The following is a 25,248-nucleotide window of genomic DNA, read 5'->3' on the forward strand; positions in this document are numbered from 1 at the left end:
TCCTTTCTCGCTGCGTAAAGCGACGCAATTCAGAGAGAATGGGGCGATTTTTCAGCGTCAATTCGTTATCATGCCGCCCTGCTTTTGACGAATCAGCGTGCCGAACGCACGCCCAGCCTGGGATAACATTATGCTGTGGTTTAAGAATTTGATGGTTTACCGTTTGAGCCGCGAAGTGGCGCTAAACGCGGATGAAATGGAAAAACAACTCAGCGCGTTCGCCTTCACGCCGTGCGGCAGCCAGGACATGGCGAAGACCGGCTGGGTCTCCCCGATGGGCTCGCACAGCGATGCGCTGACGCACGCGGTCAACGGTCAGATCGTCATCTGCGCGCGCAAAGAAGAGAAAATCCTGCCGTCGCCGGTCATCAAGCAAGAGCTGCAGGCCAAGATTGAGCGCCTGGAGGCGGAACAACACCGCAAACTGAAGAAGACCGAGAAAGACGCGCTGAAGGACGAAGTGCTGCACAGCCTGCTGCCGCGCGCATTCAGCCGCTTCAACCAGACCTTCATGTGGATCGACACCGTCAACGATCTGATCATGGTCGATGCCGCCAGCGCCAAACGCGCCGAAGATACGCTGGCGCTGCTGCGCAAGAGCCTCGGCTCGCTGCCGGTGGTGCCGCTGACCATGGAAAGCCCGATCGAACTGACGCTGACCGAATGGGTGCGTTCCGGCGAGATGCCGGCCGGCTTCGCCATTCAGGATGAAGCGGAACTGAAAGCGATTCTGGAAGAAGGCGGCGTGATCCGCTGCAAGAAACAGAATCTGATCAGCGACGAAATCGCGGTGCACATCGAAGCCGGCAAGCTGGTAACCAAGCTGGCGGTGGATTGGCAGGAGCGCATTCAGCTGATGCTGTCGGACGACGGCTCGCTCAAGCGCCTGAAGTTCGCCGACACGCTGCGCGAGCAGAACGACGATATAGATCGCGATGACTTCGCCCAGCGCTTTGACGCCGACTTTATCCTGATGACCAGCGAGCTGGCGGCGTTGATCAAAAACACCATCGAAGCGCTCGGCGGCGAAGCCCAGCGTTAATCCCGCCTCAGAAACGACCAGGGCCCAGCATCCGCTGAGCCCTGCGTTCCCCTAACGAACAAAATTTATTTGCTCAGATAGCGGCACAGATAGGCGGTCGCGTCGGCCACCTGCAGGTTGAACTCGCTGTGCCCCGGCACGAAGAACTTCTCGCCCGGCGTAAACACCTGCCAGTCCGGCGCCCCCGGCAGCAGCACTTTCAGCGCCCCGGTGATCACCGTCATTTCTTCCGGCTGCGCGGTGGAGAAGGTGTATTCGCCCTCTTCCATCACGCCCACGCTGGTAAGACCGATGCTGCTACTGTCAAAACCGATAGACTTCACTTTTCCGGCAAAATACTCATTCACTTTCAGCATAGACTGGCACCCGCGTAATCATCTTGATGGAAAATCCATATTGGGGGATTGCGGTTGATCTGTCACTGGTTTTTCGCGCGAAATGCGATCGCGGCGCAGAGGCAAAGGTTTCCGTGCGTCACGCTCAGGCCATCGCCATGAAACCACCGCGTCAAAAACCCACGCCGCGTAAACTGAAATCGATCGGCAACGTCAACTCCACCGTGCCGTTGACGTAAGCGTCCGCCGGCGGCGTCGGCAGCGGCGAAGCGCGCTTGACCAGCGCCTGGATTTCACGATCCAGCGACGGCAGCCCGGCGCTGCTGACCAGCGTTACCGCCAGCACATGGCCCTGCCTGTCCAACGTAAAACGCACCTGCCCGACGCCCTGGCGCTTCAGCCGCAATGCGTCTTTGGGGTAACGCTTAAAGCGATTAAGGCGGCTGTTGATGCGGCTGCGCCAGCTATCCTCTCCTGTCTGCGCATAGGGCATCAGGCGGGTTTGCGGCGCGGCCGTTTTATCCGCCCGGCCCGGCGGCGGCGCGCCGGCGCTTTGCTCCTGAACCTTCGGCGGCGCGATCGTTTTCTCCTGCGGCGGCGTGCGCGACAGGTTTTTTTTCTTCACCGGCTTGGGCGGTTTTTTCTGCTTCGGCGGTACGGCGATGTTCGGCCGTACGGCTTCAGGCACCTTCACCGTCGGCAAGGGTTCCGGCGGTGCCGGCGGTTCAACCTGAGGCGGCGGCGTCCTTTGTCCCGGCGGTTGTTTTACCTCGGCCGGGGCCTGCGGTGCGGCGGCCATCAGCACCATGACCGCCGGCGGTGGCACCCACGGCGGCGCGGCCTTGTCTCGCCAGGGCCAGAGCAGCGCCGCGGCCAGCAGATGCAGCGTCAGCACCAGCACCAGGCAGCGGCGCCAGGGCATGGCGGCACCGGGTGCGGCGAAAGGCAGCGACGAAACCGACATGCTCACTCTTCCGTCAGCGCCAGATGAAGGCGATCGGTCAGCGGTTTGAACAGGTAGTTCATCATCGAACGCTCGCCGGTGCGGATGAAGCCTTCGACCGGCATCCCCGGGCGGATCTCCAACCCGTTCAGGCGTTGCAGCCCCGCTTCGCTGACCTTGGCGCGCACGCTGTAATAGGGCGCGCCGCTTTTCTCGTCGGTCAGGCGATCGGCCCCGACCAGCGTCACCTCGCCCTCGACGCGCGGCGTGGTGCTTTGGTTAAACGCCGAGAACAACAGCTCGACCGGCAATCCCACCTGCACCTTGTCGATCAACTCGACCGGGATACGCGCCTCCACCTGCAGCCCCCGATCGCTGGGCACGATCTCCATCAGCTGCTGACCGGCGCCGATCACGCCGCCTTCGGTGAACACGCTCAGCCCCACCACGGTGCCCGCCACCGGCGCTTTCACCTGCGTATGGCCCAGATCGGCCTCCGCCTTGGCCAGGCGGTTATCCAGTTCGTCCAGCTTCATCCGCACCTCGGCCAGCTGGCTGCTGACCTCTTTCTGATACTCTTCCCGCCTCTGGATCGCCCGCAGCTTCAGCTCCAGGATCTGGCGCCCCAGGCGGCCGATATTGCCGGTATCCTCGGATGCCTGGCCGTCAATCTGCGCATACTGTCCTTCCAGATCCAACAGCCGGTTGCGCGCCACATACCCCTGCGCCGCCAGCTTGCGCATGCCGCCCAGCTGCTCCTGCAACATGGCCTTTTGCCGCTGTTTGCTGGCGTAAGACTGCCGGATCCCCTCCAGCATCGCCTGCGATCCGGCGATGCTCTCCGCGATCGCCGCCAGCTCGCTCTGCAACGCCGCACGGCGGCTGGTGAACAGCTGCTGTTGCAACAGCATCAACGACATCACCTCCGGCTCCTCCCGCCGCGCTTGCAGCAATGCCGGGAAAGCGATCGCCTGCAGGCCGTCGCGCTCGGCCTGCAGCCGCGCCCGCTGCGCGGCGTTGCTCAACTGCTGGCTGCGCAGCGCATCGCGCTGGGTGCGGCTGTCGACGGTATCCATCAGCAGCAGCACCTGCCCGGCGTGAACCCGGTCGCCTTCATGCACCTGAATTTGCGACACCACGCCGCCGCTCGGGTGCTGTACCGCCTTGCGGTTACCGGCCACCACCACGCTGCCGGAGACCGGTACGCCTTTGTCCAGCGGCGCCAACAGCCCCCACAGCAGGAAACCGCCAAACCCCAACAGCACCAGCCAGCCGCCGAGCCGCAGATGGCGCCCTTCGTCGAACTGCCGGGAAAGGGCGTCGATATCGCCGGGGATCACACTCTGATTGCTCATACTTTTCGTTCACCGCTGGCCGTTTTGGCAAAGTTGGCGTAGTTGACGTTGAAGCCACCGCTGCTGCGGCCGACGTTGGCCGGTACGGCAGCGGGCGCAAAACCAGGCAACTTTTTCAGGATGGCGTCACTGGGGCCGAAGTGCTGCACCTGGCCAGCGGCCAGCACCAGCAATTTGTCGGTGGTCGCCAGGATCGCCGGTTTGTGAGTCACTAACACGATGGTGGTGCCGCGCGCCTTCAACGCTTCGATCGCCCGCTGCAGCGCCTCTTCCCCTTCACGATCGAGGTTGGCATTCGGTTCATCCAGCACTACCAACGCCGGAGAACCGTACAGCGCGCGCGCCAGCGCCACGCGCTGACGCTGGCCGCCGGACAGGCCGCTGCCGCCCTCACCCAGCTCAGTTTCATACCCTTTGGGCAAATGCAGGATCAATTGGTGCACGCCGGCCAGCGCGGCGGCGGTCACCACCTTCTCGGCGTCAACCTGGCCAAAGCGGGCGATGTTTTCCGTCAGGGTACCGGCGAACAGCTGGATATCCTGTGGCAAATAGCCGATATGCGGCCCCAGCTGCTGTTTATCCCACTGCCGGATATCCGCGCCGTCCAGCCGCACGTCGCCGCTGAGCGGCGTCAACGCGCCGACCAGTTGGCGCATCAGCAGCGTTTTGCCGGAGCCGGATGCGCCAATGACGCCCAGTACCTCACCGGCCTCCAGACGAAAACTGACGCCGTGCAATACCGGTGCGCTCCCGCCGGGCGCGCTGGCGGCCAGCTGATTCACGGTCAAGGTGCCATTGGGGGCCGGCAGCGGCAGGCTCGCCGCCTGCGGCGGGTTGGCGGCCAGCATCACCTCCAGCCGCTGCAGGGACTGGCGCGCCGACGACCACTGCTTCCAGGCGCCGATCAGCTGATCGATCGGCCCCAGCACCCTGCCGATCAGGATCGATCCGGCGATCATCATGCCCGGCGTAATGTCGCCGTTGACCGCCAGCAGCGCGCCGCAGCCCAACATCAGCGACTGCAGCGCCAGCCGCACGGTTTTCGACCAGGCGGTGACGGCGGCGATTTTCTCGCTGGCGCGGTTCTGCAACAGCAGGAACTGCTGATGCTGCCGCAACCAACGCAGGCGCAAGTCGGTCAGCATCCCCATGGCGGCAATGGATTCGGCGTTGCGCAGGTTGCCGTTGGCCTGCTGCGTGGCGCTCAGCGCGACCCGGCCGGCCTCTGCGAGCGGCGCCTGCGACACCCGCTGATTGAGCCAGGCCAGCAGCACCAGCACGATTACCCCGGCGCTGGCCAACGCGCCAAGCCAGGGGTGGAGCAGAAACACCACCAGCAGATAAACCGGGAACCAGGGCGCATCGAAGAACGCAAACAGCGCATTGCCGGTGGCGAACTGGCGCAGGTTGGTCAGATCGTTCAGCGCCTGTCCCGCCAGCGGGTTGCCGGTTTTCAGATTGGTTTCGAAGGCGGCGTCGTAGACCCGCTGATTCAGGCGCATATCCATCTGGGCGCCGAGGCGGATCACCACCTGACTGCGGACCCACTCCAGCAGCCCCATAAACAGGTAAAGGCCGACCACCATCAGGGTCAGCATCGCCAGCGTCATGCGGTTGCCCGACGGCAACACGCGATCGTAGACCTGCAGCATGTACAGCGCCGGGGCCAGCATCTGCAGGTTGATCACCGCGGTAAACAGCGCGATGCCCCAAAATCCGCGCCGGTATGCGGCCAGCACGCTCATCACTTCTCCGCGCCTGACGGCGTTTTTCATGGCGTTTTCCATCGGCTAAAAACGAGAAAATGCCCGCCGGGGCGCGCGGCGCCGGCGGGCAAACGGCCGCGATCAGGCCGCCAGCAGTTCCGGGCTGTCGGCATGCTGCACGCCCACCGCCGTCGCCGCCGCCACCTGATCGAAGGTGGAATTGACGCTCAGGCCGTAGTCGTCGAGGATGCCGTTCAGCGCGGTTTCCAGCGCGCCGGTATCGCCGGACATCAGGCCGTACACCACCTGGTGCACCACGCCATCGTGGCCCTGCGCCTGCAGGCTGCTGAGGTTCAGGCCGCCGAAGCTGACGTCAGGCACCTGGATGTTGTACGGCGTGGAGCCGCCGCCGTTCAGGCCGTCGCCGAACGACAGCGAATCCAGCTGGCCGTACAGGGTGTGCGCCGGGGCATTGAACAAGGTGTAGGTCAGGTTGCCGCCTGCCACGAACGAGGTAACGTTGTTGGCGGTGCTGGTCACGGCGTATTGGCTGCCGGACAGGCTGCCGCCATAGAAGCCGCCGCTGTTGGAGTCGGTGACGTTACCGTTGGTGTGGTTGATATCGCCAAATGACGACGCCCACTCGTTCAGATAGTTATGGATGCTGTAGCTGCCGAAGCTGCTGTCATAGTTGACTGAAAATGCCATTTCTCTATCTCCATTGATGAATGGCGCCCCTTGCGAGGCCGCCCTTGTGCTCAAGAATGAGCAACGCCCTTTTACTGCTTAAAAACGGTATTCCACCCCGCCCTGCACGGTGCGGCCGCGCCCCAGCGTGTTGGCCAGCGTCTCGCCGTAGCTGACGACGTAGGCGCGGTTGGTCAGGTTCTCCACCGAGCCGCGCAGCGTCAGGCTGTCGGTCAGCTTGTAGCTGGCATACAGATCGAACAGGGTGTACTTCGGCCAGTCGGCCAGGTACGGGTAGTTGGACGGCACCGAACTGTCCTGATAGCCCGGCGCGAAGCGCACGGTCACCCCGGCGTCCAGCTTGCGATCGAAAGCGCGGCCGCCCAGCGTGACCGAGCCGCGATCGCCCGGCAGATAGGCGGCAGTGCCGAACTGCGAGCCCCCGTCGCACGTGACGGCATCATTGGACGCGGCATCCGGTTCAACATAGAAGTTGCCGCGGCGCGAACCGTCGCCATAGCGCAGGCGTCCTCCCAGCCAGGCTTTGTTCGAGCAGAACTCGTTTTTGCCGATCATGTGGGTGTAGGTCAGATCGGCGTAGAACACTCCGGCGTCATAGTTGAGCTGGTACTCCAGCCCGCGGAAGCGGGTTTTCGACAGGTTGTTGACGTAAGCGGCATTGCCGATGCTCGGCTGCACCAGCCCCGGTTTATTGCGGTCTATCGCCAGGTTGATGTAGTTATCCACTTTGGTGTCGAAGTAGGCCACCTTGGCCACCAGCCGATCGCCCTCAAACCACAGATCCGGCTGCTGCACGTTGAACCCGACTTCCCAGGCGCGCGAGCGCTCGGGCTGCAGAAACGGGTTGGGGTATTGCGTGGAGGAGCCGTGCGCACTGCCGTTGGTCAGCGTTTCGGTGATCGCCGGCGGCCGCCAGGATTTGCCGTAGGTGGAATACAGCTCCAGCCACTCCACGCCGGGACGCACCGCCACCGCCAGCGTCGGCGACAGCTTGCCCTGATCGCGATCCACGTCCCAATCTTCGCGGGTGGTGGTTGAACAGCCGGTCAGACGCAGCGCTTTGCAAGGATTGTCAATCGTGTAGCGTTGCCCATCCTTGGCCAAATCCGGATAGCTCAGGCCGGTCTGGCCGCGCAGGCGATAGCGGTCGTAACGCAGCCCGCCCTCCAACGTCAGCCAGCCGTCGTAGTCGTAGGTCAGGTTGGCGAACAGGCTGGCGACCGAACGGTTGCCGGCCGGCGTCACCCCTTCCATGCCCTGACGAGAAGAGTCGCTGGTCGCCTTGTCGTAATAGAACTCCAACCCGTAGTTGGCGCGGAAGTCATGCCCCGGCGCCAGGCTGAAGCGCGAGGTGTTTTGCGCCTGCGCGCCATAGGTACGCAGCCGGGTACGCGTCGCGTAGCCGTTGTCCAGCAGCGAGCTGGTGCTGTAGGTGTCGCTGTCGTCCTGAGTATCGACGTAATACAGCTTGGCCTGAAAATCGAGCCAGTCGACGCCTTCCGGCGCCAGGCTGTAATCAAACGCCGCGTTGCGCGCCATCACGTCGCTGTAACCGGTGCGCTTCCAGCCCAGTTCATAGGGTGGGCGAGTGCCCAGGTTGGTCAGCGTGCCGGCGATCGGCGACGCAGTCTGGGTCTGCAGATAGCTCAGCTGCAGGCGCTGATTGGCGGGCAGATTCCAGCCCACCTTGGCCAGCCGCGAGTGCATGCGGTAATTTGTGTCGGGGATTTTGTTGTTCTTGATGCTCTCGGCGTAGCGATCGTAATTGCCGGTGTCATTATTGATACGAATGTTACCGATATCGCCCTTGTTGCCGGGCCAATAGTCGCCGAGGTGGCGTTCGCTGGCGGCCAGCAGGATATCGCCGGTTTCGTTGCCCAATGCCAGTATGCTGCTGCCGATGAAGTGGGTGCCGTTATCGCCGGTGCTGGCGTGCAGCTTGCCGCCCAGCTCTTTGCCCGGCGCCAGGAAATCGCTCGCGCTGACGGTATTGAAGGTGGCGATGCCGCCGAGCGTGCCGGCGCTGCCCATGCCGCCGGTGGTGCCCTTGTCGATGGTCACGCCGGACAGCAGTTCGGAATCGATGTACATGGTGCCATTACGCTGGCCATGGCCGCTCTTTTGAAAATTCTGCCGCATGCCGTCGATGTTCATGTTCACCCGGCCATAGTCTTGTATGCCGCGGATGTTGACCGACAGCGCCGGATCTTGCTGGCTGACGCTGGAATAGGCCCCCGTAGTCTGCTCCAGAATATCGGCCGCGTGCCGCGCCGGGCGGTTGTCCATCTGTTCGCGGCTGATGACGCTGACCGAGCGCGGTTCGTCGTAAACCCAATCGTTGGCGTTGATGCCGCCGGCGCCCAGCACCGTCAGGCTGTCCAGCGCCAGCGCGCCACCGTCGCCGTTTGCCGCTGGCAACCGGCTCAATACGATCTGCCCCTGCGGCTGCAGGCGGAAAGCCACCGGATTGTTGCCAATCAAGCGCCGCAGGCCCTGTTCAACGCTCATGCTGCCGTTCAGCGCCGCCGCCTGCATGCCGTCGAGCTTCACCTCGTCGAAAAATACCTGCATATCGGCCTGCTCGGCGAAGCGCAACATGGCGCTCTGCAGCGGCTGCGCCGCAATGTTGAAATTCTTTTGCTGTGCGGCCTGCGCGCTGCTCGCATCAGCCTGGGCGGCGAGCGCTACCGCCGGCTGAGTCAGCATCATCGCCGCCAGCGCGGCGCGTACCGCCGTGGCCAATCGGCCGGCCGGCGTGGTTCCCTTGTGAATAAACATGCGTGTGTGTTCCACCCGAAAGAATGCCAAACTAAGTGATAATGGAAATCAATCTCGTTTAAACATAAGGACGTTCCGGGAGGCAAAAACCCGTAAAGATTTTTTACAGAAAGTGAAAATAGCGGCGAAACGGGCATCCCGGCCCGCCTTTAGCCGCTCAGTAAAGCAATGTGATGCCGGGGAGATTCAGTTGGCGGGCGGAGAGTTCCTGACGAATGGCGCCGACGCCGTCGTCGAGTTTATTGAGCGCGAACACGCCGCTCACCGTGCGCGCTCTTAGCGCGGGATTGACCGCCACGATGCGGGTTTCGCGATAGCGATTGAGCTGCGCGAGCGCCTGCGTCAGCGGTTGGCGGTCGATCACCAGCCAGCCGCGCCGCCAGGCGTCATCGCCGGCCGTTTGCCTCGTCAGCCACAGCAGGCCGCTGCGGTAATGCGCCGCCTGACGTTGCGCGACCACCAGCGAGCGCTCGCCGCGCTCGAGCGTCACCCGCACGCTGTGCTGATGCACGCTGACGTCTACGCCCTGCCCGGTGCGCGCCACGCTGAACTCGGTGCCCAGCGCCTGCGTAACGCCGTTTTCCGCCTCCACCCTGAACGGGCGACGTTCCGACCCGCCCAGCGGCGCGACGATAAAATAGGCGGTACCGCGCAGCAGCCGCACCTTGCGCTCGTCTGCAGAATACGCCAGCGCGATCGCGCTGCCGCTGTCCAGCGCCACCCGGCTGCCGTCCGGTAGCGCGACTTCGCGCACCTCGCCGCGAACGGTTTGATAATCCGCCTGCAGGCCGCTCCACAGATCCGGCCCGCGATAAACGCCGAAGGAAACGGCGATCGCCACCGCAGCCGCCACCGCCCAGCGGGGCCATCGATGGCGAGAGGGCGTTTTCAGCGCCGCCACCTGCGGCTGTAGCGCCTGCCGCTGCTCTGGCGGCAGCTGCCCCAGCGTCGCCCAAAGCAGGCGAGCCTGACGCAGCGCCGCCGGATGCTGCGGATCATCGGCCAGCCAGGCGTCCAGCGCTTGCCGCCGATCGTCGGGCAGCGCCCCTTCGGCCAGGCATACGGCCCAGGCCGCCGCCTGCTGTCGCACCTGTGCGGTTAGCGGTTTCATGATGACGTAGACCCCTGTTTTTTCTGGTTATAGGTTAAGACGTCTGAGGGCGGATAAACCCGTAAAAAAATTGCCATTATTGTTCGCCCATCCGCGCCATCAGCCGCTCCAGCGCGCTGGCCAAGTGTTTCTCCACCGTGCTGAGCGACACCCCCAGCTGCGTCGCCACCTGCGCCTGGGTCAAGCCATCGAGCCGGTTAAGGCGGAAAATCTGCTGCGTGCGCGGCGGCATGCCCGCCAACGCCTGTTGCAACAGCTGCAGCAGTTGGCCATCGATCGCCCGCTGTTCGAGCGCCGGTTCGCCGGAGGGGTACTGCGCCAGAATGTCGTCTTCTACCGCTTCGGTTTGCCGCCGCTGCTGCTGCCGCAGATGGTCGAGCATCAGATTTTTGGCGGTTTTATACAGGTAGGCCTCGATATCGAGAATATTGCCCTGCGGGTATTGCTCGGTGAGGCGGGTAAAACTTTCCTGCGCCAAATCCGCGGCCAGCTGAGGGTCGCGCAGTTTGGCATTCAAATAGGCTTGCAGCGGCCGCATGTGGCGCAGAAATAGCGCCTGCAACTCGGAATTGGACATCTCTTTTCCCAGAAGTGAAACACCCAATAGGGGCGATAAAAATCACATAAATGATTATCATTATCAATATTGTTCTGGGAAATATGTGCTAAGGCGGGAATAACAGGAAACCGGCCTGACGCCGGTTTCCGCTGGGCTGCAGGTCAGAGCTCTAACGCCTCGTCCTCATAGCGGTGCTTGGCGTCGAGCGCTTCCTGCTCGGTTTCATGTTCACTGAGCAGCGTATTCGGCTCAATGTCGTCGGTGCGCACTTCAAAACGGCGCAGATGCAGACTCGGGTCGCCCCGAAACACCTCTACGACGCGGGCGCTCCGTGGATAAGCAGGTTGATCATTTTCGCGCATGCCGTTCTCCCGTGTGTTTCACACAGTAGCAAGTATAGCAGCCGCCCTCATTCCGACACGCGCGAGCCAAGATCGCGATCGCCGGGGGCGCCCACCAACAGCTCGGTCAATTCGTCGCAGGCGCAAATGCGGCCTTCACGCACGGTGAAGTGCGCCAGCACCCGCACGCGGCTGCAGGAGCCATCGCGCTTTTCCACCTCGACCAGATGGTGGGTCAGCACCGCCTCGCCCTGCGCCGCCGCCGCGATCACGCTCAGCGTCATGCGGCGAGTTTGCCGCTTCAGCAGCGCCATGTGTTGCTCAAACTGCTCGAAGTTCAGCACCTTGCCATCCACCTGCTGGCGGTAGCCTGCGCTGAAACGGGCGGCGAGCTGCGTCGGCCGATGTTCCGGGCTGGCGACAACCTGCTGCAGCGTATCGAGTACCAGGTTCAGCGGGGTAAGTTGAGTCATCACGTTTCTCCGAAATGGGGGGAATGGCGATCCTATCCCGGCCAGGCGATGGCATAATAACCGCATCAAGACTTTCAATAACGTTAAACGGCCAATATGACGCAGATCCGCAGCCAACGCCTTCAGCATGAAAGAAAGCACCTGACGCCCTGGCACCGGCACGACGGCGGCCAGATCTATCTCTTGACGCGCGGCATGCTGGCGCTGGAACTGCCTGGCCGGCAATGGGCGATCACCGGCGGTGCGCTGGGCTGGCTGCCGCCGGGGTGCCCCCATCAGGCACTGGCCTGTGGCGATGTGGCGGGCTGGAGTCTGTATCTGCCGGTGGAAAGCGCGCCGGAGATGCCGCCGCAGCCGCAGCTGTTCACCGCCTCAGCGCTGTTGCAGGCCCTGGTGGAACGCATCGCGCAGTTCTCCGCCGGCCCGATGAGCGCGCCGCAACGGCGGCTGCTGCAGGTGCTGCTGGATGAAATGCACACGGCAAGCCGCGCGCCGTTGCAATTGCCGCTGCCGCAGGACGCCCGGTTGCTGAACATCGCCCGGGCGCTGCTGAACGATCCCGCCAGCCTGCACAGCCAGCGCGACTGGGCCGCCTGGGCCGGGCTCAGCCCGCGCACCCTGAGCCGCCGCTTTCTGCAGGAAACCGGCATCAGCTTCGCGCTGTGGCGCCAACAGGCGCGGGTATTGCGTTCACTGGAGGGATTATCACGCGGCGAAGCGGTCAGCGAGGTGGCCGACGCCTGCGGCTATGACAACGTCAGCGCCTACATCGCCGCCTTTCGCCGCCGCTTCGGCGTCACGCCCGGCGCGTACTTTGCAGCCGCTCGGCAAAGGGAATAAGAAAACGGGCGCCCAGCGCCCGAAGAGAAGAAAAGGTTATTTCACCGTCTCACGCGGCAGCACCGCGAGGATTTGTTCCACCACCCGCTGGGGATCGGCGGCGCCGTCCATCACGTAATGCGCGGCATCCTGATACAGCGCTTCACGCGCGGCCAGCACCTCGAGCATCTCTTCGGCGATCGGCCTGCCGGTGAGCGTCGGGCGCTGCGCATCTTCCGGGTACTCTTCCAACCGCTGCGCCAACACGCTGGCCGGCGCGCGCAGGTAGATAACGGTGCCATGCTGGCGCATAAACTGACGGTTTTCCTCCGCCAGGATCGCCCCGCCGCCAGTGGCAACTATAGTTGACGGCTTGGTCACGGTTTGCAACGCGATGGTCTCGCGGCGACGAAACCCCAGCCAGCCCTCGCGCTCGACCATTTCCGCCACGCTCATCTGCGCCGCCTGCTGCATAAACAGATCGGTATCGACGAACTGATAGCCCAACGCCAGCGCCAATGCGCTGCCTACCGTGGTCTTGCCGGCTCCGCGAGCGCCTATCATGAACAGGGTTTGTGTCATTACGGGTTGTCCCTTATGCGGTGACTTGAGTGCATTGCATACCAAAATACCGAGCGGGTGCGATGGCGTGGTGGCAGCATCATACCCCGCCCGCTCTGTATTTCAATATTTACGATAGTGTAAATTCCATGGCACAGCGACTGCCAGCGGCAAAGCCGTGCGCCAGATCCTCATCCAGATGCCGCCGCAAGGCGGCCGTGAGCCGCGCGTCGTCGAGCGGCCGGAACCCCAGCCGCCGGTAATAAGGCGCATTCCACGGCACGTCAATGAAGGTGGTGAGCGTCAGGCGAGCGGCGCCCTGGCGTTTGGCTTCTTCCGCCACCGCCCCGATCAGGCGGCGGCCGACGCCCTGCCGTTGCCAGGCGCCGGCGACCGACAATTCGGCGATATGCCAGTCTTTCCCCTGAGCCTGCACGGCGATAAAACCGGCGCACTCGCCGTTGTCGCTTTCGGCCAGCCATTCACGGCGTTCGACGATAAACGCGGCGTGCTGTTGCGGGCTCATCACCTCGCCTTCGGCGATAAAGCGCCACGCCGGCTGCTGGCGAAACAGCTGCGCCGCCGAGCGTTCAACCGCCATCAGATGCGCGATATCCCGCTGCTGCGCCAAACGAATTTGCAGGCTCATGGGTTCTCCTTAACGTTGGGGCGGTTATTTAAGCAAATTTCACCGCCCGCGGCTCAGAAATCGATACTGCCGCGCAGCACCACCTCACGCGGTTCCCCCACCGCCACGCGCAAATTGCCGCCGCTGGACGGGTAATAGGTTTTATCGAACAGGTTCTTCACGTTCAGCTGCCATTTCACCCGATAGCCGTTGATCGGCATGGTGTAAGCGGCGAACGCATCGGCAACGGTGTAATTATCCAGATTGAAGCTGTTAGCGGCATCGCCCGGGCGGCGGCCCACGTAGCGCGCACCGGCGCCGATACGCATCTCATCGCCGCTGTACAGGCCGGGGCTGCCCAGGTTCTGGGTCAGGAACAGCGAGGCGGTATGGCGCGCCACGTTGGTCATCTCTTTGCCCTTGTTGTCCGGATCGTCCACCACGCGCGCGTCAGTATACGCATAGGTACCGATCAGGCTCAGCGAGTCGGTGAGGTTACCGGCCACGTCCAGCTCCACGCCCTGCGAACGCACGCGCCCGGCGGTGCGCGTCACGGTTTCACCCTCCACCAGCTCACTGACCATGACGTTGCGTTTGGTGATGTCGAACAGCGCCAGCGTGCCGGTGACGCCGTTCGGCAACGCCAGCTTGCCGCCGACTTCCCACGACTTGCCCTGTTCCGGCGGCAGCGAATCAATTTGGGTGGCGATAGAAGAGTTCGGCTTGAACGACTCGGTATAACTGCTGTACAGCGACACGTAAGGCGTCAGCTTGTAGACCACCCCGGCGCGCGGCACCAGCTTGCCGTCCGAACTGTCGGTGTTGGTCTGGAACGGCCGCCCCTTGCCGGCATAGACGTCGAAAGCGTCGTAACGCAGCCCGCCCATCACCAGCCATTTATCGGTCAGTTGGATGGAATCCTGCATAAACCAGCCGTAGCTGGTGAGATTTTCCCGCTGGTCGCTGTCTTTGGCGCTGACCGCGGTCGACGGCGGCATCAGGCCGTATACCGGATGATAGATATTGAAATCGCTGTTCTTTTTACCGCGAATCATGTCGCCACGGTAGGTACGGTTATCTTCAAAATCGAAGCCGAACAGCATCTGGTGGTTGATGCTGCCCCAATCCACGTCACCATTGAGCGTCAGCTGCACCGCATTGGCGTGGCTGACGGCATGGGCGGTCGAGTCGGCCTGGCGGCTCAATACGCCGGTCACCGGGTTCAGCGCCGTGGCGCGCGCCTGATTGTCGCTGTAGCTGTTGCGGCTGTAGGCGTAGGTCAGCGAGCTTTTCCAGCGCTCGTTGAGCGTTTGATCGATCTGCAGAGTGACGCTGTCCTGATCGCCGCGGGTGGCGTTATAGGCTTCGTCGAAACGGCGATCGCGCGGCGTATTCACCGGTTTGCCAGTGCGCGAATCGATAATGGTGCCGCGATCGAACGGCACCAGATATTCCATATGCTCGTAGGCCAGCCGCACGGTGGTGTTCTCGCCATACCACATCAGCGAGGGCGCGATCACCGTCTGGCGGTTGCGGCCGAAGTTGCGCCAGTAGTCGGTTTCATCGTGATCGACGATCATGCGATAGGCGAATCCCGACGTGCCGAGCGGCCCGGTAACGTCGAGCTGACCGCCGCCGCCGTTGAAGCTGCTGCCCCAGCCTTCCACATGAGTGCGCTGCTGCAGCTGGGGTTTTTTGGTGATCATGTTGATCATGCCGCCCGGTTCCCCCATGCCGTACAGCATCGAAGCCGGCCCCTTGAGCACCTCTACCCGCTCGGTGGTCGGCGTGAAGTTGCGCGCCTGCACCGAGCGCACGCCGTCGCGCAGAATGGAGCCGTCGCGGTTGTCGCCGAAACCGCGTTTCATTACCGCGTCCTGGGTGCCACCCAGCGTGTTGGCCTGGGTAATGCCGCTGACGTTGTACAGCGCTTCATCCAGGCTGCTGACCGCCTGATCGGCAATCACCTGCTGCGGCACCACGTCGATCGCCTGCGGCACGTTCAGCAGGTTGGTTTCGCTGCGGGTGCCGGTGACGCTGGTCAACGGCTGATAGCTCTGCACGCCGTCGGCGTCTTTGCGGCCGATCACCACCAGGCTTTCTTCCTGCGACGCGGTTTTTTCCGCCGCCCACGTCGGCGATGTCGCGCAGGCCGCCAACGGCAATGCGCACCACCAGCCGCGTTTGTTGTTATTCATTATCTAACTGACTCCAATAGGTCCCTGAAAAAGGTAACGGCAAAAACTGCTGATAAAGCTGTTGGAAGGTCTGCTGCGGGTTGATGTCGGCGAACAGATCCGGGTAAAACGCTTTGGCGAACACCTCGACCAGCACCACGTGGTACGGGCTGAGGTAAAAGTTGTGCCAGACGCTCCAGGCGCGGTGGTTTTTCACCGCCTGCAGGTTGGTCAGCATCGGCTGTTTGGCGATCAGCCGGCGGAAGCTGTCAGCGGCCTCTTGGCGGCTGACCTGTGGCCCGAGGCGCAGATCGGACAGCCGTTTGCCCTGCGGCCCGGCCATGCCGGTGGCGAGGTACACGTCGGGATTGGCGCTCAGAATGGTTTCCGGGTTCAGCTCGCCATACACCCCTTTGACGCTGGCGTTGGCGATGTTGTCGCCGCCGGCGAAGGTCAGCAGATCGCCGAGGTTGCCGTGCGCGGCGGTGGTGCAACAGGTGTCGCGCCGCCCCAGATGCAGGTGCAGCATCACTTTGGGCTTCGGCCCCTGATAGCCCGCCAGGCGCTGCTGAATCACAGCCATATGCTGCTGATAAAACTGGATGAACTGCTCGGCGCGCTGCCGGCGATTGAGCACGTCGCCCAGCAGCCGCACGCTCGGCACGGTGTTGTTCAGCAGATCGATGCGCAGATCGACGTAGATCACCGCCACGCCGGCCTTGTTCAACGCAGAAACCAACCGATCGTTGTCGCCGTCTTCACGCGCATAGCGCGCCAGGATCACCAGATCCGGTTTCAGCTGCAGCAGGCTTTCGACATTGACCTGGCGAAAGTTATTGCCGCTGATGACGGGGATCTGGGCTATCTGCGGAAACTGCTGCGTATAAAGCTGCCAGCTTTGCGCATCGAAACGCGCCAGATCCGCCGGCCAGCCGACGATGCGCTGCGCCGGGTTGCCCGGCTCCAGCAGCGCCAGCGTATACAACATGCGGCTCTCCCCCACCACGATGCGCTGCGGATTGTCCGGCACCACAACCTGACGGCCGGTGATATCGGTCACCGTCTTCGCCTGGGCGGAGAACACGCCGAACCACAGAGAAAGCAGCAGTAAAATGAGGAAATTGCGCATGATTGAGCCGAAAGGGGGAAATAATGTGCGCATGATAATCACTCTCATTAGCACTTGCAATCCCGCGCCGCCATTGCCAAAAGAAATCCGGGAAACGGCGCCGGGCGTGCGGCAAACACGGCGAAACCGCTAAAATAACGGCTTTAAAAAGTTAAAAAAATGGCGGGGAAATCGGTTAAATAGAACGGGGAAACAGCTAAAAACCGGGAGACCTCCATGACTCAACGCATCATTCCGCTGTCGGATTGCCCGCAGTTTGCCGATGTGTGCGCCGCCTGGGCATTCGGCCAGTGGGGTTCACAGCGCGGCGGCTCGCTGGAGCGCACCCAGCTGCGTTTCGCCCAATGCAGCCGACCGGGCGACGACCACCTGACGCTGATGATGATCGACGGCGATCGTCCGGTGGGCATGGCCAGCCTGTGGCCCAGCGACGACCATCAGCGCCAGGATCTCACCCCGTGGCTGGCCGGCGTCTTCGTGCATCCCGATCACCGCCGCAAGGGCATCGCCCGCCGTCTTGAAATGGCCATCGTCGAGGCGGCGCGGCAGCGCCATCACTCGGTTCTGCATCTCATTACCGACAAATCGGAAGCGCTGTACGCCGGCTGGGGTTGGCAACCTCTGGAGCGCCGGCGGCAGCATGACGAAGAGGTGGTGGTGATGGAGAAAAAACTGTAGCTAACGCGGCGTACAGACATACACCAGCGCCGGCGGGAAGTTGCGCACCACCCGCAGGCGCTTCCAGTGAAAATAGCGCGACAGCAATTTTTCCGACAGGTGGCTGTATTGGAACAGCACCAGCGTGCCGTTGCGCGCCAGCAACCGTTGCCGGGCCTGCTGAAGAATGCGCACGCTGATCCTGACCGGGATCGACAGCAGCGGCAGGCAGGAAAACACCACGTCGTAATCCGTGGCCATCCGGGTCGCCGAATGGCCCATCACCTGCAGCCGCCGATCGTCAATCCCGCGCAGCCGATGCACGAAATGGGGTTGGATCTCGAAAGCCTCCAGCGCCGCATCGGCGCGCATCCGCCCCAGAATGCGTTTGGTCAGCACGCCGTCCGCCGCGCCCAGTTCCGCGATCGACAGCGCCCGGGTCCATTCAACCTGATTCAGCATCGCCTGACACAGCCACGGGGAAGAAGGCGCCAGCGTACCGACGGTGCGCGGTGAAGCCATAAATTGCTGCAGGTAAGCGAAGTGATTCATCAGTTGCAGTCGGGTCGCATTTAACATTGAGGCCTCCTTGGGTTAAGCCCTCAATGTGAGCCGAATTTCTTAAGTAATCATTAACATGATTCCGAAAGCGGCGGACACAGTTGTAATAAAATGCAACCTTGTCAGCGGCGCGCAAAGAAAAACGGTCGCAATAATGATCTGAGAATAAGCGGTTTATGCGCCGACCGTTCAGATAATTATTGCGACCGTTTATTTTTTTGGCCGCGTTGCCGCGGCCAGAGGGTAAAAAGCTAACGCTTAGCGATAAATTTCCGCATTGCCGCGCCAGTTGCTGGAGTCCCCGGGGGTGTCCAGACCGATAATGCGATAATGACTGGCGCCGTCCGCCGCGGCTTTTTCTTTCAGGGCGGTGATGGCGTCATGCGGTGAGCCGCTAACGCCGGAAACCGACACGACGCCGAGGCTTTGCAGATTGGCGGCCTGCTCGCTGTTGACCTGTTTTACCGACGACAGCGGCGCGGCGAAAGTGGAAAATGAAGCGGCGGCGATCAATACGGCTGCGATGCTTGGGATAAGTTTCATGATTGACTCCAGGTGTTCTTGTTTATTCGCTCGTTGTCAGTGATGTTAATTATCCGCTAGCCAATGAAAACGGACGTCATGCAACGTAAAGAACATCAATCATTGTGAGGAGAATAAGGAGGAAGTGAGAGCGGGTGTGTATTTTCAGGCGAGAATGACTTTATAGGCTTCACCTTACCCCTATTTGATGAACAATTAAAGACGGCGCGTGATAAAGAATGCGCGCCGCGTCTATTTAAGATTTTTTACCCGCTGGAGCGCGCTGAGCTACGCTGAATTTTGTGGCTTACCCTTTTAAGGAAGAACGCTTATGTCGCAAAACCTGCTGCGCGTGCGTGACGGTCAGGGCGCGTCGGTCTCATTTTCCGAGCTGCTGTTCGATCTGATCTACGTTTTCGCCGTGACCCAACTTTCCCACTATCTGTTGCATCACCTGACGCTGACCGGCGCGCTGGAAACCCTGCTGCTGTGGTTCGCCGTCTGGCTGGCCTGGCAATACACCGCCTGGGTCACCAACTGGTTCAATCCGGATACCCGCCAGATCCGCCTGTTGCTGTTCGCGATCATGCTGCTGGGGCTGTTCGCCGCCGCCGCGTTGCCGCAGGCGTTTGGCGAACGCGGTCTGATCTTCGCCCTGTTCTACGTCGCCATTCAGGTCGGGCGCTCCGCCACGGTATTGCGCCTGCTGGCGCCCGATCATCCGTTAAAACATAACTTTCGCCGCATTCTCGGCTGGCTGTGCATCTCCGCCGTCTTCTGGATCGCCGGCGGGCTGGCGGAAGGCCATGCTCGCCTGGCGCTGTGGGCGATCGCCGTCTTGTGCGAATACGTCTCGCCGATGTTCGGTTTTCGCCTGCCGGTGCTGGGGCGCTCGGACAGCAGCAGCGAATGGACCATCGAAGGCCACCATCTGGCGGAGCGCTGCCAGCTGTTCGTGATCGTGGCGCTGGGGGAAACCATTCTGATCACCGGCGCCACCCTGAGCGAAATGGAAAGCTGGAGCCTGCCGGTGCTCATCGCTTCGCTGGTGGCCTTTCTCGGCAGCCTGGCGATGTGGTGGGTTTACTTCGACACCAGCAGCAAAGCCGGCAGCCACGCCATCAGCCAGGCGGAAAATCCCGGCCAGCTGGGCGCTTATTTCCATTATGTGCACGTCGCGCTGGTGGGGGCGATCATCGTCTGCGCCGTGGCCAACGAGCTGGTGATCGCCCATCCCGACGGCCGCATCCAACACGCCACGGCGGCGGTGCTGCTGCTCGGCCCGGCGATTTACCTGTTCGCCAACGCGCTGTACAAACGGCTGGTGTATCGCCGCTTCCCGCTGTCGCATCTGGTCGGGCTGCTGGCGCTGGCGGTATTGGCCCCGATCGCCTATTTAACCGACCTGCTGATGGTCAATGGCCTGACGACGCTGATCATGGTGGTGGTGGCGGCGTGGGAGAGCATCTCGCGCGGCAAAGCGCCGCAGCGGCACGCGCAAGCCTGAATCAAACGGGGGCGCAATCGCCCCCAATGTGAGATTGATGACAAACCTCATGCCATTACCGGGTTTGCAGAGAGCAGCGGATAAAAAACAAGGAAAATCAATTTATTGATTTTCGACTGATGGCCACAAAGGAGGAAAAACCACGTTTTTCCCTCCTTTGTCAACGGTCTGACGGGGGCGCAATCGCCCCCGATATCGGTCACTTCAAGGATTGCGGCAAGGTGAGCACCCAGAGCTCACTCAGCGATTCCGGCTGCTCCAGAGGGCGCAATTCGATGTGGGCGTCGGTTTTGTCACCGTCGAGGCTCAACCGCCCTCCTTTCTCCAGCTGATAGTCGCCGATTTTCTTGCTCTTTGGCGACGCATCCACCAGCGTGGCCTGCAAGCCGAAATCGTTGTCATTGATCACCGCCAGCGTGCGATCGTCGATCAGCGCCAACCCTTCCGCTTTCTCCTGGCGCCAGCCCAACTGACGCAGATCCGCCACTTCCCGTTTCTGCGCCAGCTTCACGCCGCGTTTAGCCAGATCTTTCGCATCGTCGAACTCCAGCGCTTTACCCTGGCCGTCAAACGCGCTCAGATCGCTGGCCTGCGCGAGATCCACCAGATAGATCTTGTTGATCATCGACTTATCTTTACCGGTTCCCTGTTCAATCAACAGGATGCGCTGGTTGTCCAACGCCACGACATCGCCAATTTTGGCGTCTTTGGCTTTTTTATAGCTGTCGATATCGATGGGATAGCCGTACATGGCGGTTTTGCCACTGCGCGGATCGAAGCTCACCAGCCGGGTAAACTGCGCCTTGTTTTTGCTTTTGCCGTCGACATCCAGCGTGCTCTGCACCGCAGCCAGAATGCGCCCGTCCGGCATCCGGGTCAGCCCCTCAAAACCTCGGTTAGGCTGACGCCATTTCAGGATGTTCGGCAAACCGCCCGCCACCGCTTGTTCGCCGGCCTGCGGCGTTGGGCCATATTTGGCGAGGATTTTACCTTTGCCGTCGACATGGATCAGAAACGGGCCATATTCATCACACAGCCAATAGCCGCCGTTGCCGTCACCGATGATGCCTTCTGTATCCAGCCCGCGGCGATCGCCGGGCAGCGGTTGCAGCACATCATTCAACGCCACTTCATTTGTGGAGCCAATCAGCTCGCCCGGCAACGGCAGCCCGCCGATCGGCCCTTTTTCGTCGTGCAAGGGCCGCGCATTCTCGGCTACGGCCTTGCCGCCGCCGATACGAATGTCCATCAACAGAGGCGTGAATTGCGGATTGGCGAAAATCTTGGCCTCTTGCTTGTCTACCGCCGGGGCATCGGCATTCGGGCCGCGATCGGTCAGCGTCGTCAGCACCAAATCGTCGCCCTGCTTCTTGTTGAACATCAATCCGGAGCCGATCCCTACCGGCAATCCCTGCGGGAAATGCTTGGCAAACGCCCCCTGATAGGCGACGCGTTCCCCGCCGGGGAAGCCGACCACATAACGCGCCACCTCAATGTCGGCAGCGTGAGCCAATACCGGAAACAGTGAAGCCAACAGCAGGGAGAGCGATTTTATTTTCATATTTTTACCCGAGGTCAAATGAAGCGTTGTCAGGCAGAAGACGATATTAATTTAGCATGACACTTAGATGACAATAGGCAATTCGTCAAATGCACATCAGGCAATAAGGGTGGCTGGCAAATAGAAATGAGCAATTAACCTGAGCGTATTGAATGGAGAAAGCCGCTGGAAAAAACCGCCCGGAAATAGCCCGCCGTTTTGCTTAGGGTAAATTCTTATAGCAAAGATAAAAAAATCGGCAAACGCGCGTCAACACGGCGAAAAACGGTGTTTTTCTCATAGACAAAATAAAATGTCAGGGATTTAATACCGCCGTTATTCAAGGTGCATTAAGAAAATTCTATAGAATATCTGCATGAACTTAAAAAGCTGTTCTATAGTTTTTAGTGCTAACGCCCGTTAGTCTATTCCGCAGGATGGAATCTATGTCAAAGCGACTTTTTGCTGAATTTTTTGGCACATTTTGGTTGGTGTTTGGTGGTTGTGGTAGCGCAGTATTGGCAGCGGCATTCCCACAGCTGGGTATTGGTTTCCTCGGCGTCGCGCTCGCTTTCGGTCTGACCGTAGTGACGATGGCCTATGCCGTCGGCCATATTTCCGGCGGGCATTTTAACCCGGCGGTCACCGTCGGCTTATTCGCCGGCGGCCGTTTCGCGGCGAAAGACGTGATCCCTTACGTTATCGCACAGGTGATCGGCGGTATCGCCGCAGCGTCGGTGCTGTATTTGATCGCCAGCGGCAAAGCCGGTTTCGACGCCACGGCAGGCGGTTTCGCCTCCAACGGTTACGGCGAACACTCACCGGGCGGTTACTCTCTGCAAGCCGCAATCGTGATTGAGCTGGTGCTGACCGCCTTCTTCCTGATCGTTATTCATGGCGTGACCGACAAGCGCGCGCCGGCAGGCTTTGCCCCGCTGGCTATCGGCCTGACGCTGACGCTGATCCACCTGATCAGCATCCCGGTGACCAACACCTCCGTCAACCCGGCGCGCAGCACCGGCGTAGCGATCTTCCAGGGCACCTGGGCGCTGCAGCAGCTGTGGGTGTTCTGGCTGGTGCCGCTGGTCGGCGGCATTATCGGCGGCCTGATCTACCGCTGCCTGCTGGAAGACAAAAAATAAGCGTATCGCAGTCGACGCGTTTCACGGGGCAGCCTTCATCGGCTGCCCCGTTGCTTTCAGCCCTTCGTCACTTCAAACATCATGATATCGCTGGTGAAGGAGCCGTCCGGCTGGATGGCGAAATGCTCCACCACCTCCTGCGACACGCTTTGCTGCAGCGCGCGGATCGCGGTGACGAAATGCGCCGGCGTGCGCATACGCGCCACCCAACTGCCGAACTCCAGCGTCAATCGATCCGCCGTCACCTCGCGTACCACCAGCCCGGCCTCGGTCAGCAACGTCAGCCACTCGCCCGGCGCATAGTTGCGCACGTGCGAGGTGTCGCGCAGCACTTCCACGGTTTGCAGGTAGATATCCAGCAGCGGGTGCCCCGGCGAGACCACGTCCATAAATATCGCGCTGCCGCCCGGTTTGAGTACACGCCTGACCTCGCGCAGCGCCTGGCCGACATCGCGCCAGTGGTGCGCCGAATAGCGGCTGATGACCAGATCGAAACTGGCATCCTCAAACGGCAAAGACTCCGCCACGCCCTGCTGCTGCTGAATGTTGTTCAGGCCTTTTTCCGCCGCCGCCTGCTTCACCACCGCCAACATTTGCGCCGACAGATCGTAGGCCACCACCTGCGCTACGCTGGCCGCCGCGGTGAAGCTGGCATGCCCGGCGCCACAGCCCAGATCGAGCAGGCGCGCTTCGGCGTGCGGCGCCAGTAACTGCGCCAGACGTTGCAAATCCTTGCCCTGCGCATGCACCGCGCTGGTTAAATAGGCGTTGGCCTGCTCGCCGAACTGCCGGTCTACCGCATTGTTATGGCTGTTGCTGTTGCTCATGTTTGCTCCTGTTATTATCCGGCTTGCGCCTGTGCCTGAAGGCTTTCGGCTACTATAATCAGGCTACTATACGGGTACAATATGAGCAGTTATCCTGGTATAAATAGGTACCATGCTATGTCATCAGAAGCCTTATCCGGGCCAAAAGCCCTCGGCGCGTTTCTGCGCGCGCACCGCGAACGCATCACGCCGGAAATGATCGGCCTGCCCAGCTCTTCGCGCCGCCGCACCAGCGGCCTGCGCCGCGAAGAGTTGGCGCAAATCAGCGGCATCAGCGCCACCTGGTATACCTGGATCGAACAGGGCCGCGAGGTGTCCATTTCCCCTTTCACGCTGGCGCGCATCGCCAAAGCGCTGCGGCTCGGCCCGGCCGAACGCCACTACCTGTTTACCCTGGCGCGTATCGCCGACCCCGAGCAGGAAGCGCACCGCGAAACCGCCAATGACGCGGTACTACAAAGCGTGCATCAGATGACGGTGCCCTGCTATCTGCTGGACGTGAGCTGGAACGTCGTCGCCTGGAACCCGCAGGCGGCGGCGCTGTTCAGCGGCTGGCTGGATGTGGCCAACAGCCCCAACCTGCTGCACTTCATGTTCTTCCACCCGTTGGCGAAAACGCTGGTCAGCGATTGGGAAGAGCGCGCGCGCCGCGTGGTGGCCGAGTTTCGCGCCGAGACCAGCCATCATCAAAATACCGAAGAGATGCGCGCCTTCGTGCGCAACATGACGCACAACAGCGCGGACTTTAATCACTGGTGGAAGCAACATGACGTCATGGCGCGCGAAGGCGGCGAAAGAGCGTTCGAGCATCCTCAGCGAGGCGCGCTGCGCTATCGCCAACTCACCTTCCATCCGGCGGAGCACGCCGGTCTGAAGCTGGTGATGCTGATCCCGCTGCCGCAATTGGTAACAAATTCATAGGCAGGTTTACCCGCCATTTATTTATTGGTTCATGTAAACGCGCTAGGGTAATTGATACCGATGATAGTGATCATCCAGCACCGTTATTTATCTCCTGAGGTACTCCTATGCAATCCGAAGAACAACGCCTTATCGATGGTCTGTTTGGCCGCCTGAAAGAAGCCGAGACCAAGACGGGCCCACGGGATCTCCAGGCAGAGCAGCAAATCAACCAGCATATTCGCGAGCAGCCTTCCGCCCCTTATTACATGGCGCAGGCGATGATTATTCAGGAAGCGGCGCTCAAGCAGATGGATCAGCGGGTCAAAGAGCTGGAGGCCCAGGTGGCGCAGCTGCAGCAAACCGCCAACGGCCAGCAGAGCAGCGGCGGCTTCCTGGCCGGCCTGTTCGGCGGCGGCAGCCGCAGTACGCCAAGCCCGCGCGAACAGTATCAGGCGCAGCAGCAAAATACGGCGGCCTGGAACAACGCGCAGCAGCCGCAGCAACCGGCCTATGCCCCACCGCAGCAGGCGGCGCCTTCACGCGCCGGCGGCTTTCTGGGAGGCGCCTTGCAAACGGCGGCGGGCGTCGCCGGCGGCGTAGTATTGGCCGACATGCTGACCGGCATGTTCCGCCATTCACAACCACAGGAAATCGTAAATATTATCGAGGAAACCCCGGCGCCGCTGGACGACAGCGCAATGCGCAATTTCGACGCCTCCAACAACCTGGATACCTTCAACAACGGCGATGGCGGTAGCTTCCTCAACCAGGACAACGGCTTCCAGAACGCCAACTATCAGGACGACACGGACTACGCCGACGACGATTACAGCGACGACGACGACTCCTTCCTGTAATTCCCTTCGCCCCCTCTCACCCGCAGAGGGGGATTTCCCGTTTCGCCATTCTGGTCTACAGTGAACA

The 25,248-nt window shown here is 61.5% G+C and carries 25 protein-coding genes; 7 read left to right on the forward strand and 18 right to left on the reverse strand.

The features are described from left to right. Positions 1-130 precede the first annotated feature (130 nt). Positions 131-1,042, forward strand: a complete 912-nt coding sequence (gene rdgC / locus HWW83_RS16185) for a recombination-associated protein RdgC (protein ID WP_004940461.1) — start codon at positions 131-133, stop codon at positions 1,040-1,042. A gap of 65 nt (positions 1,043-1,107) precedes the next feature. Here rdgC and ppnP read toward each other — a convergent pair whose 3' ends face one another. The 10 genes from ppnP to HWW83_RS16235 form a co-directional block, all read right to left on the reverse strand. Beyond that, positions 1,108-1,398, reverse strand: coding sequence for a pyrimidine/purine nucleoside phosphorylase (ppnP, locus tag HWW83_RS16190; protein WP_004940463.1), 291 nt, complete (start codon positions 1,396-1,398; stop codon positions 1,108-1,110). A gap of 151 nt (positions 1,399-1,549) precedes the next feature. After that, a complete protein-coding gene (locus tag HWW83_RS16195) occupies positions 1,550-2,341 on the reverse strand; it encodes an energy transducer TonB (RefSeq protein WP_046688345.1) in 792 nt (263 codons plus the stop codon). A gap of 2 nt (positions 2,342-2,343) precedes the next feature. Then, a complete protein-coding gene (locus HWW83_RS16200; RefSeq protein ID WP_033642040.1) occupies positions 2,344-3,675 on the reverse strand; it encodes an HlyD family type I secretion periplasmic adaptor subunit in 1,332 nt (443 codons plus the stop codon). Beyond that, entirely contained in the window at positions 3,672-5,450 is a 1,779-nt protein-coding gene (locus HWW83_RS16205; RefSeq protein ID WP_176589421.1) for a type I secretion system permease/ATPase, read from the reverse strand. Before HWW83_RS16205 ends, HWW83_RS16200 begins: the two co-directional genes overlap by 4 nt. Positions 5,451-5,522: 72 nt before the next feature. Further along, positions 5,523-6,089 (reverse strand): heme acquisition protein HasA, encoded by a 567-nt coding sequence (locus tag HWW83_RS16210; RefSeq protein WP_033642038.1) that lies wholly within the window; start codon positions 6,087-6,089, stop codon positions 5,523-5,525. Between the two features lie 78 nt (positions 6,090-6,167). Then, positions 6,168-8,867: a TonB-dependent receptor gene (locus tag HWW83_RS16215; protein ID WP_046688343.1), complete on the reverse strand. Its 2,700-nt coding sequence runs from the start codon at positions 8,865-8,867 to the stop codon at positions 6,168-6,170. Between the two features lie 157 nt (positions 8,868-9,024). Beyond that, positions 9,025-9,978, reverse strand: coding sequence for a FecR family protein (locus HWW83_RS16220; RefSeq protein ID WP_033642036.1), 954 nt, complete (start codon positions 9,976-9,978; stop codon positions 9,025-9,027). Between the two features lie 76 nt (positions 9,979-10,054). After that, positions 10,055-10,555 (reverse strand): RNA polymerase sigma factor, encoded by a 501-nt coding sequence (locus HWW83_RS16225; protein ID WP_033642035.1) that lies wholly within the window; start codon positions 10,553-10,555, stop codon positions 10,055-10,057. 143 nt (positions 10,556-10,698) lie between these two features. Beyond that, positions 10,699-10,899, reverse strand: coding sequence for a YaiA family protein (locus HWW83_RS16230; RefSeq protein WP_046688340.1), 201 nt, complete (start codon positions 10,897-10,899; stop codon positions 10,699-10,701). A 47-nt stretch (positions 10,900-10,946) separates the two neighbouring features. Further along, positions 10,947-11,351, reverse strand: coding sequence for a nuclear transport factor 2 family protein (locus HWW83_RS16235; RefSeq protein ID WP_046688339.1), 405 nt, complete (start codon positions 11,349-11,351; stop codon positions 10,947-10,949). A gap of 96 nt (positions 11,352-11,447) precedes the next feature. Between HWW83_RS16235 and HWW83_RS16240 the strand changes: the two genes are divergently transcribed. Further along, positions 11,448-12,191 (forward strand): helix-turn-helix domain-containing protein, encoded by a 744-nt coding sequence (locus tag HWW83_RS16240; protein WP_047572480.1) that lies wholly within the window; start codon positions 11,448-11,450, stop codon positions 12,189-12,191. Between the two features lie 36 nt (positions 12,192-12,227). On the opposite strand, the gene aroL is transcribed toward HWW83_RS16240, so the two are convergent. The 4 genes from aroL to HWW83_RS16260 form a co-directional block, all read right to left on the reverse strand. Next, positions 12,228-12,752: a shikimate kinase AroL gene (gene aroL, locus HWW83_RS16245; protein WP_033642032.1), complete on the reverse strand. Its 525-nt coding sequence runs from the start codon at positions 12,750-12,752 to the stop codon at positions 12,228-12,230. Positions 12,753-12,861: 109 nt separating this feature from the next. Beyond that, positions 12,862-13,380, reverse strand: a complete 519-nt coding sequence (locus HWW83_RS16250; protein ID WP_047572482.1) for a GNAT family N-acetyltransferase — start codon at positions 13,378-13,380, stop codon at positions 12,862-12,864. Between the two features lie 53 nt (positions 13,381-13,433). Next, a complete protein-coding gene (locus HWW83_RS16255; protein WP_176589422.1) occupies positions 13,434-15,557 on the reverse strand; it encodes a TonB-dependent siderophore receptor in 2,124 nt (707 codons plus the stop codon). Further along, complete coding sequence (locus HWW83_RS16260) at positions 15,550-16,665, reverse strand: ABC transporter substrate-binding protein (RefSeq protein ID WP_046688335.1); 1,116 nt, start codon at positions 16,663-16,665, stop codon at positions 15,550-15,552. The genes HWW83_RS16255 and HWW83_RS16260 overlap by 8 nt, the downstream gene beginning before the upstream one ends. 216 nt (positions 16,666-16,881) lie before the next feature. Here HWW83_RS16260 and HWW83_RS16265 point away from each other — a divergent pair, with 216 nt between their 5' ends. Further along, positions 16,882-17,343 (forward strand): GNAT family N-acetyltransferase, encoded by a 462-nt coding sequence (locus HWW83_RS16265; RefSeq protein ID WP_033642028.1) that lies wholly within the window; start codon positions 16,882-16,884, stop codon positions 17,341-17,343. Here HWW83_RS16265 and HWW83_RS16270 read toward each other — a convergent pair whose 3' ends face one another. Next, a complete protein-coding gene (locus HWW83_RS16270) occupies positions 17,344-17,901 on the reverse strand; it encodes a class I SAM-dependent methyltransferase (RefSeq protein WP_033642027.1) in 558 nt (185 codons plus the stop codon). It lies immediately after the preceding gene. 240 nt (positions 17,902-18,141) lie between these two features. Continuing rightward, on the reverse strand, positions 18,142-18,426 hold the full coding sequence (locus HWW83_RS16275; RefSeq protein WP_033634035.1) for a YdgH/BhsA/McbA-like domain containing protein: 285 nt from the start codon (positions 18,424-18,426) through the stop codon (positions 18,142-18,144). Positions 18,427-18,736: 310 nt separating this feature from the next. On the opposite strand from HWW83_RS16275, the gene HWW83_RS16280 reads away from it, so the two are divergent. After that, positions 18,737-19,912, forward strand: coding sequence for a low temperature requirement protein A (locus HWW83_RS16280; protein WP_033642025.1), 1,176 nt, complete (start codon positions 18,737-18,739; stop codon positions 19,910-19,912). A gap of 199 nt (positions 19,913-20,111) precedes the next feature. On the opposite strand, the gene HWW83_RS16285 is transcribed toward HWW83_RS16280, so the two are convergent. Continuing rightward, a complete protein-coding gene (locus tag HWW83_RS16285; protein WP_129993209.1) occupies positions 20,112-21,473 on the reverse strand; it encodes an esterase-like activity of phytase family protein in 1,362 nt (453 codons plus the stop codon). A gap of 425 nt (positions 21,474-21,898) precedes the next feature. Here HWW83_RS16285 and aqpZ point away from each other — a divergent pair, with 425 nt between their 5' ends. After that, the gene (aqpZ, locus tag HWW83_RS16290) at positions 21,899-22,594 is read left to right on the forward strand and encodes an aquaporin Z (protein WP_033642023.1); all 696 of its coding nucleotides are present in this window, start codon (positions 21,899-21,901) and stop codon (positions 22,592-22,594) included. Positions 22,595-22,650: 56 nt separating this feature from the next. On the opposite strand, the gene HWW83_RS16295 is transcribed toward aqpZ, so the two are convergent. Further along, positions 22,651-23,421: a class I SAM-dependent methyltransferase gene (locus tag HWW83_RS16295; RefSeq protein WP_089196630.1), complete on the reverse strand. Its 771-nt coding sequence runs from the start codon at positions 23,419-23,421 to the stop codon at positions 22,651-22,653. Positions 23,422-23,538: 117 nt separating this feature from the next. Between HWW83_RS16295 and HWW83_RS16300 the strand changes: the two genes are divergently transcribed. Then, on the forward strand, positions 23,539-24,342 hold the full coding sequence (locus tag HWW83_RS16300) for a helix-turn-helix transcriptional regulator (protein WP_033642020.1): 804 nt from the start codon (positions 23,539-23,541) through the stop codon (positions 24,340-24,342). A 107-nt stretch (positions 24,343-24,449) separates the two neighbouring features. After that, complete coding sequence (locus HWW83_RS16305) at positions 24,450-25,181, forward strand: DUF2076 domain-containing protein (protein WP_033642019.1); 732 nt, start codon at positions 24,450-24,452, stop codon at positions 25,179-25,181. The last annotated feature ends 67 nt before the right edge of the window (positions 25,182-25,248 follow it).

Source organism: Serratia ureilytica (assembly GCF_013375155.1).
Lineage (GTDB): Bacteria > Pseudomonadota > Gammaproteobacteria > Enterobacterales > Enterobacteriaceae > Serratia > Serratia ureilytica.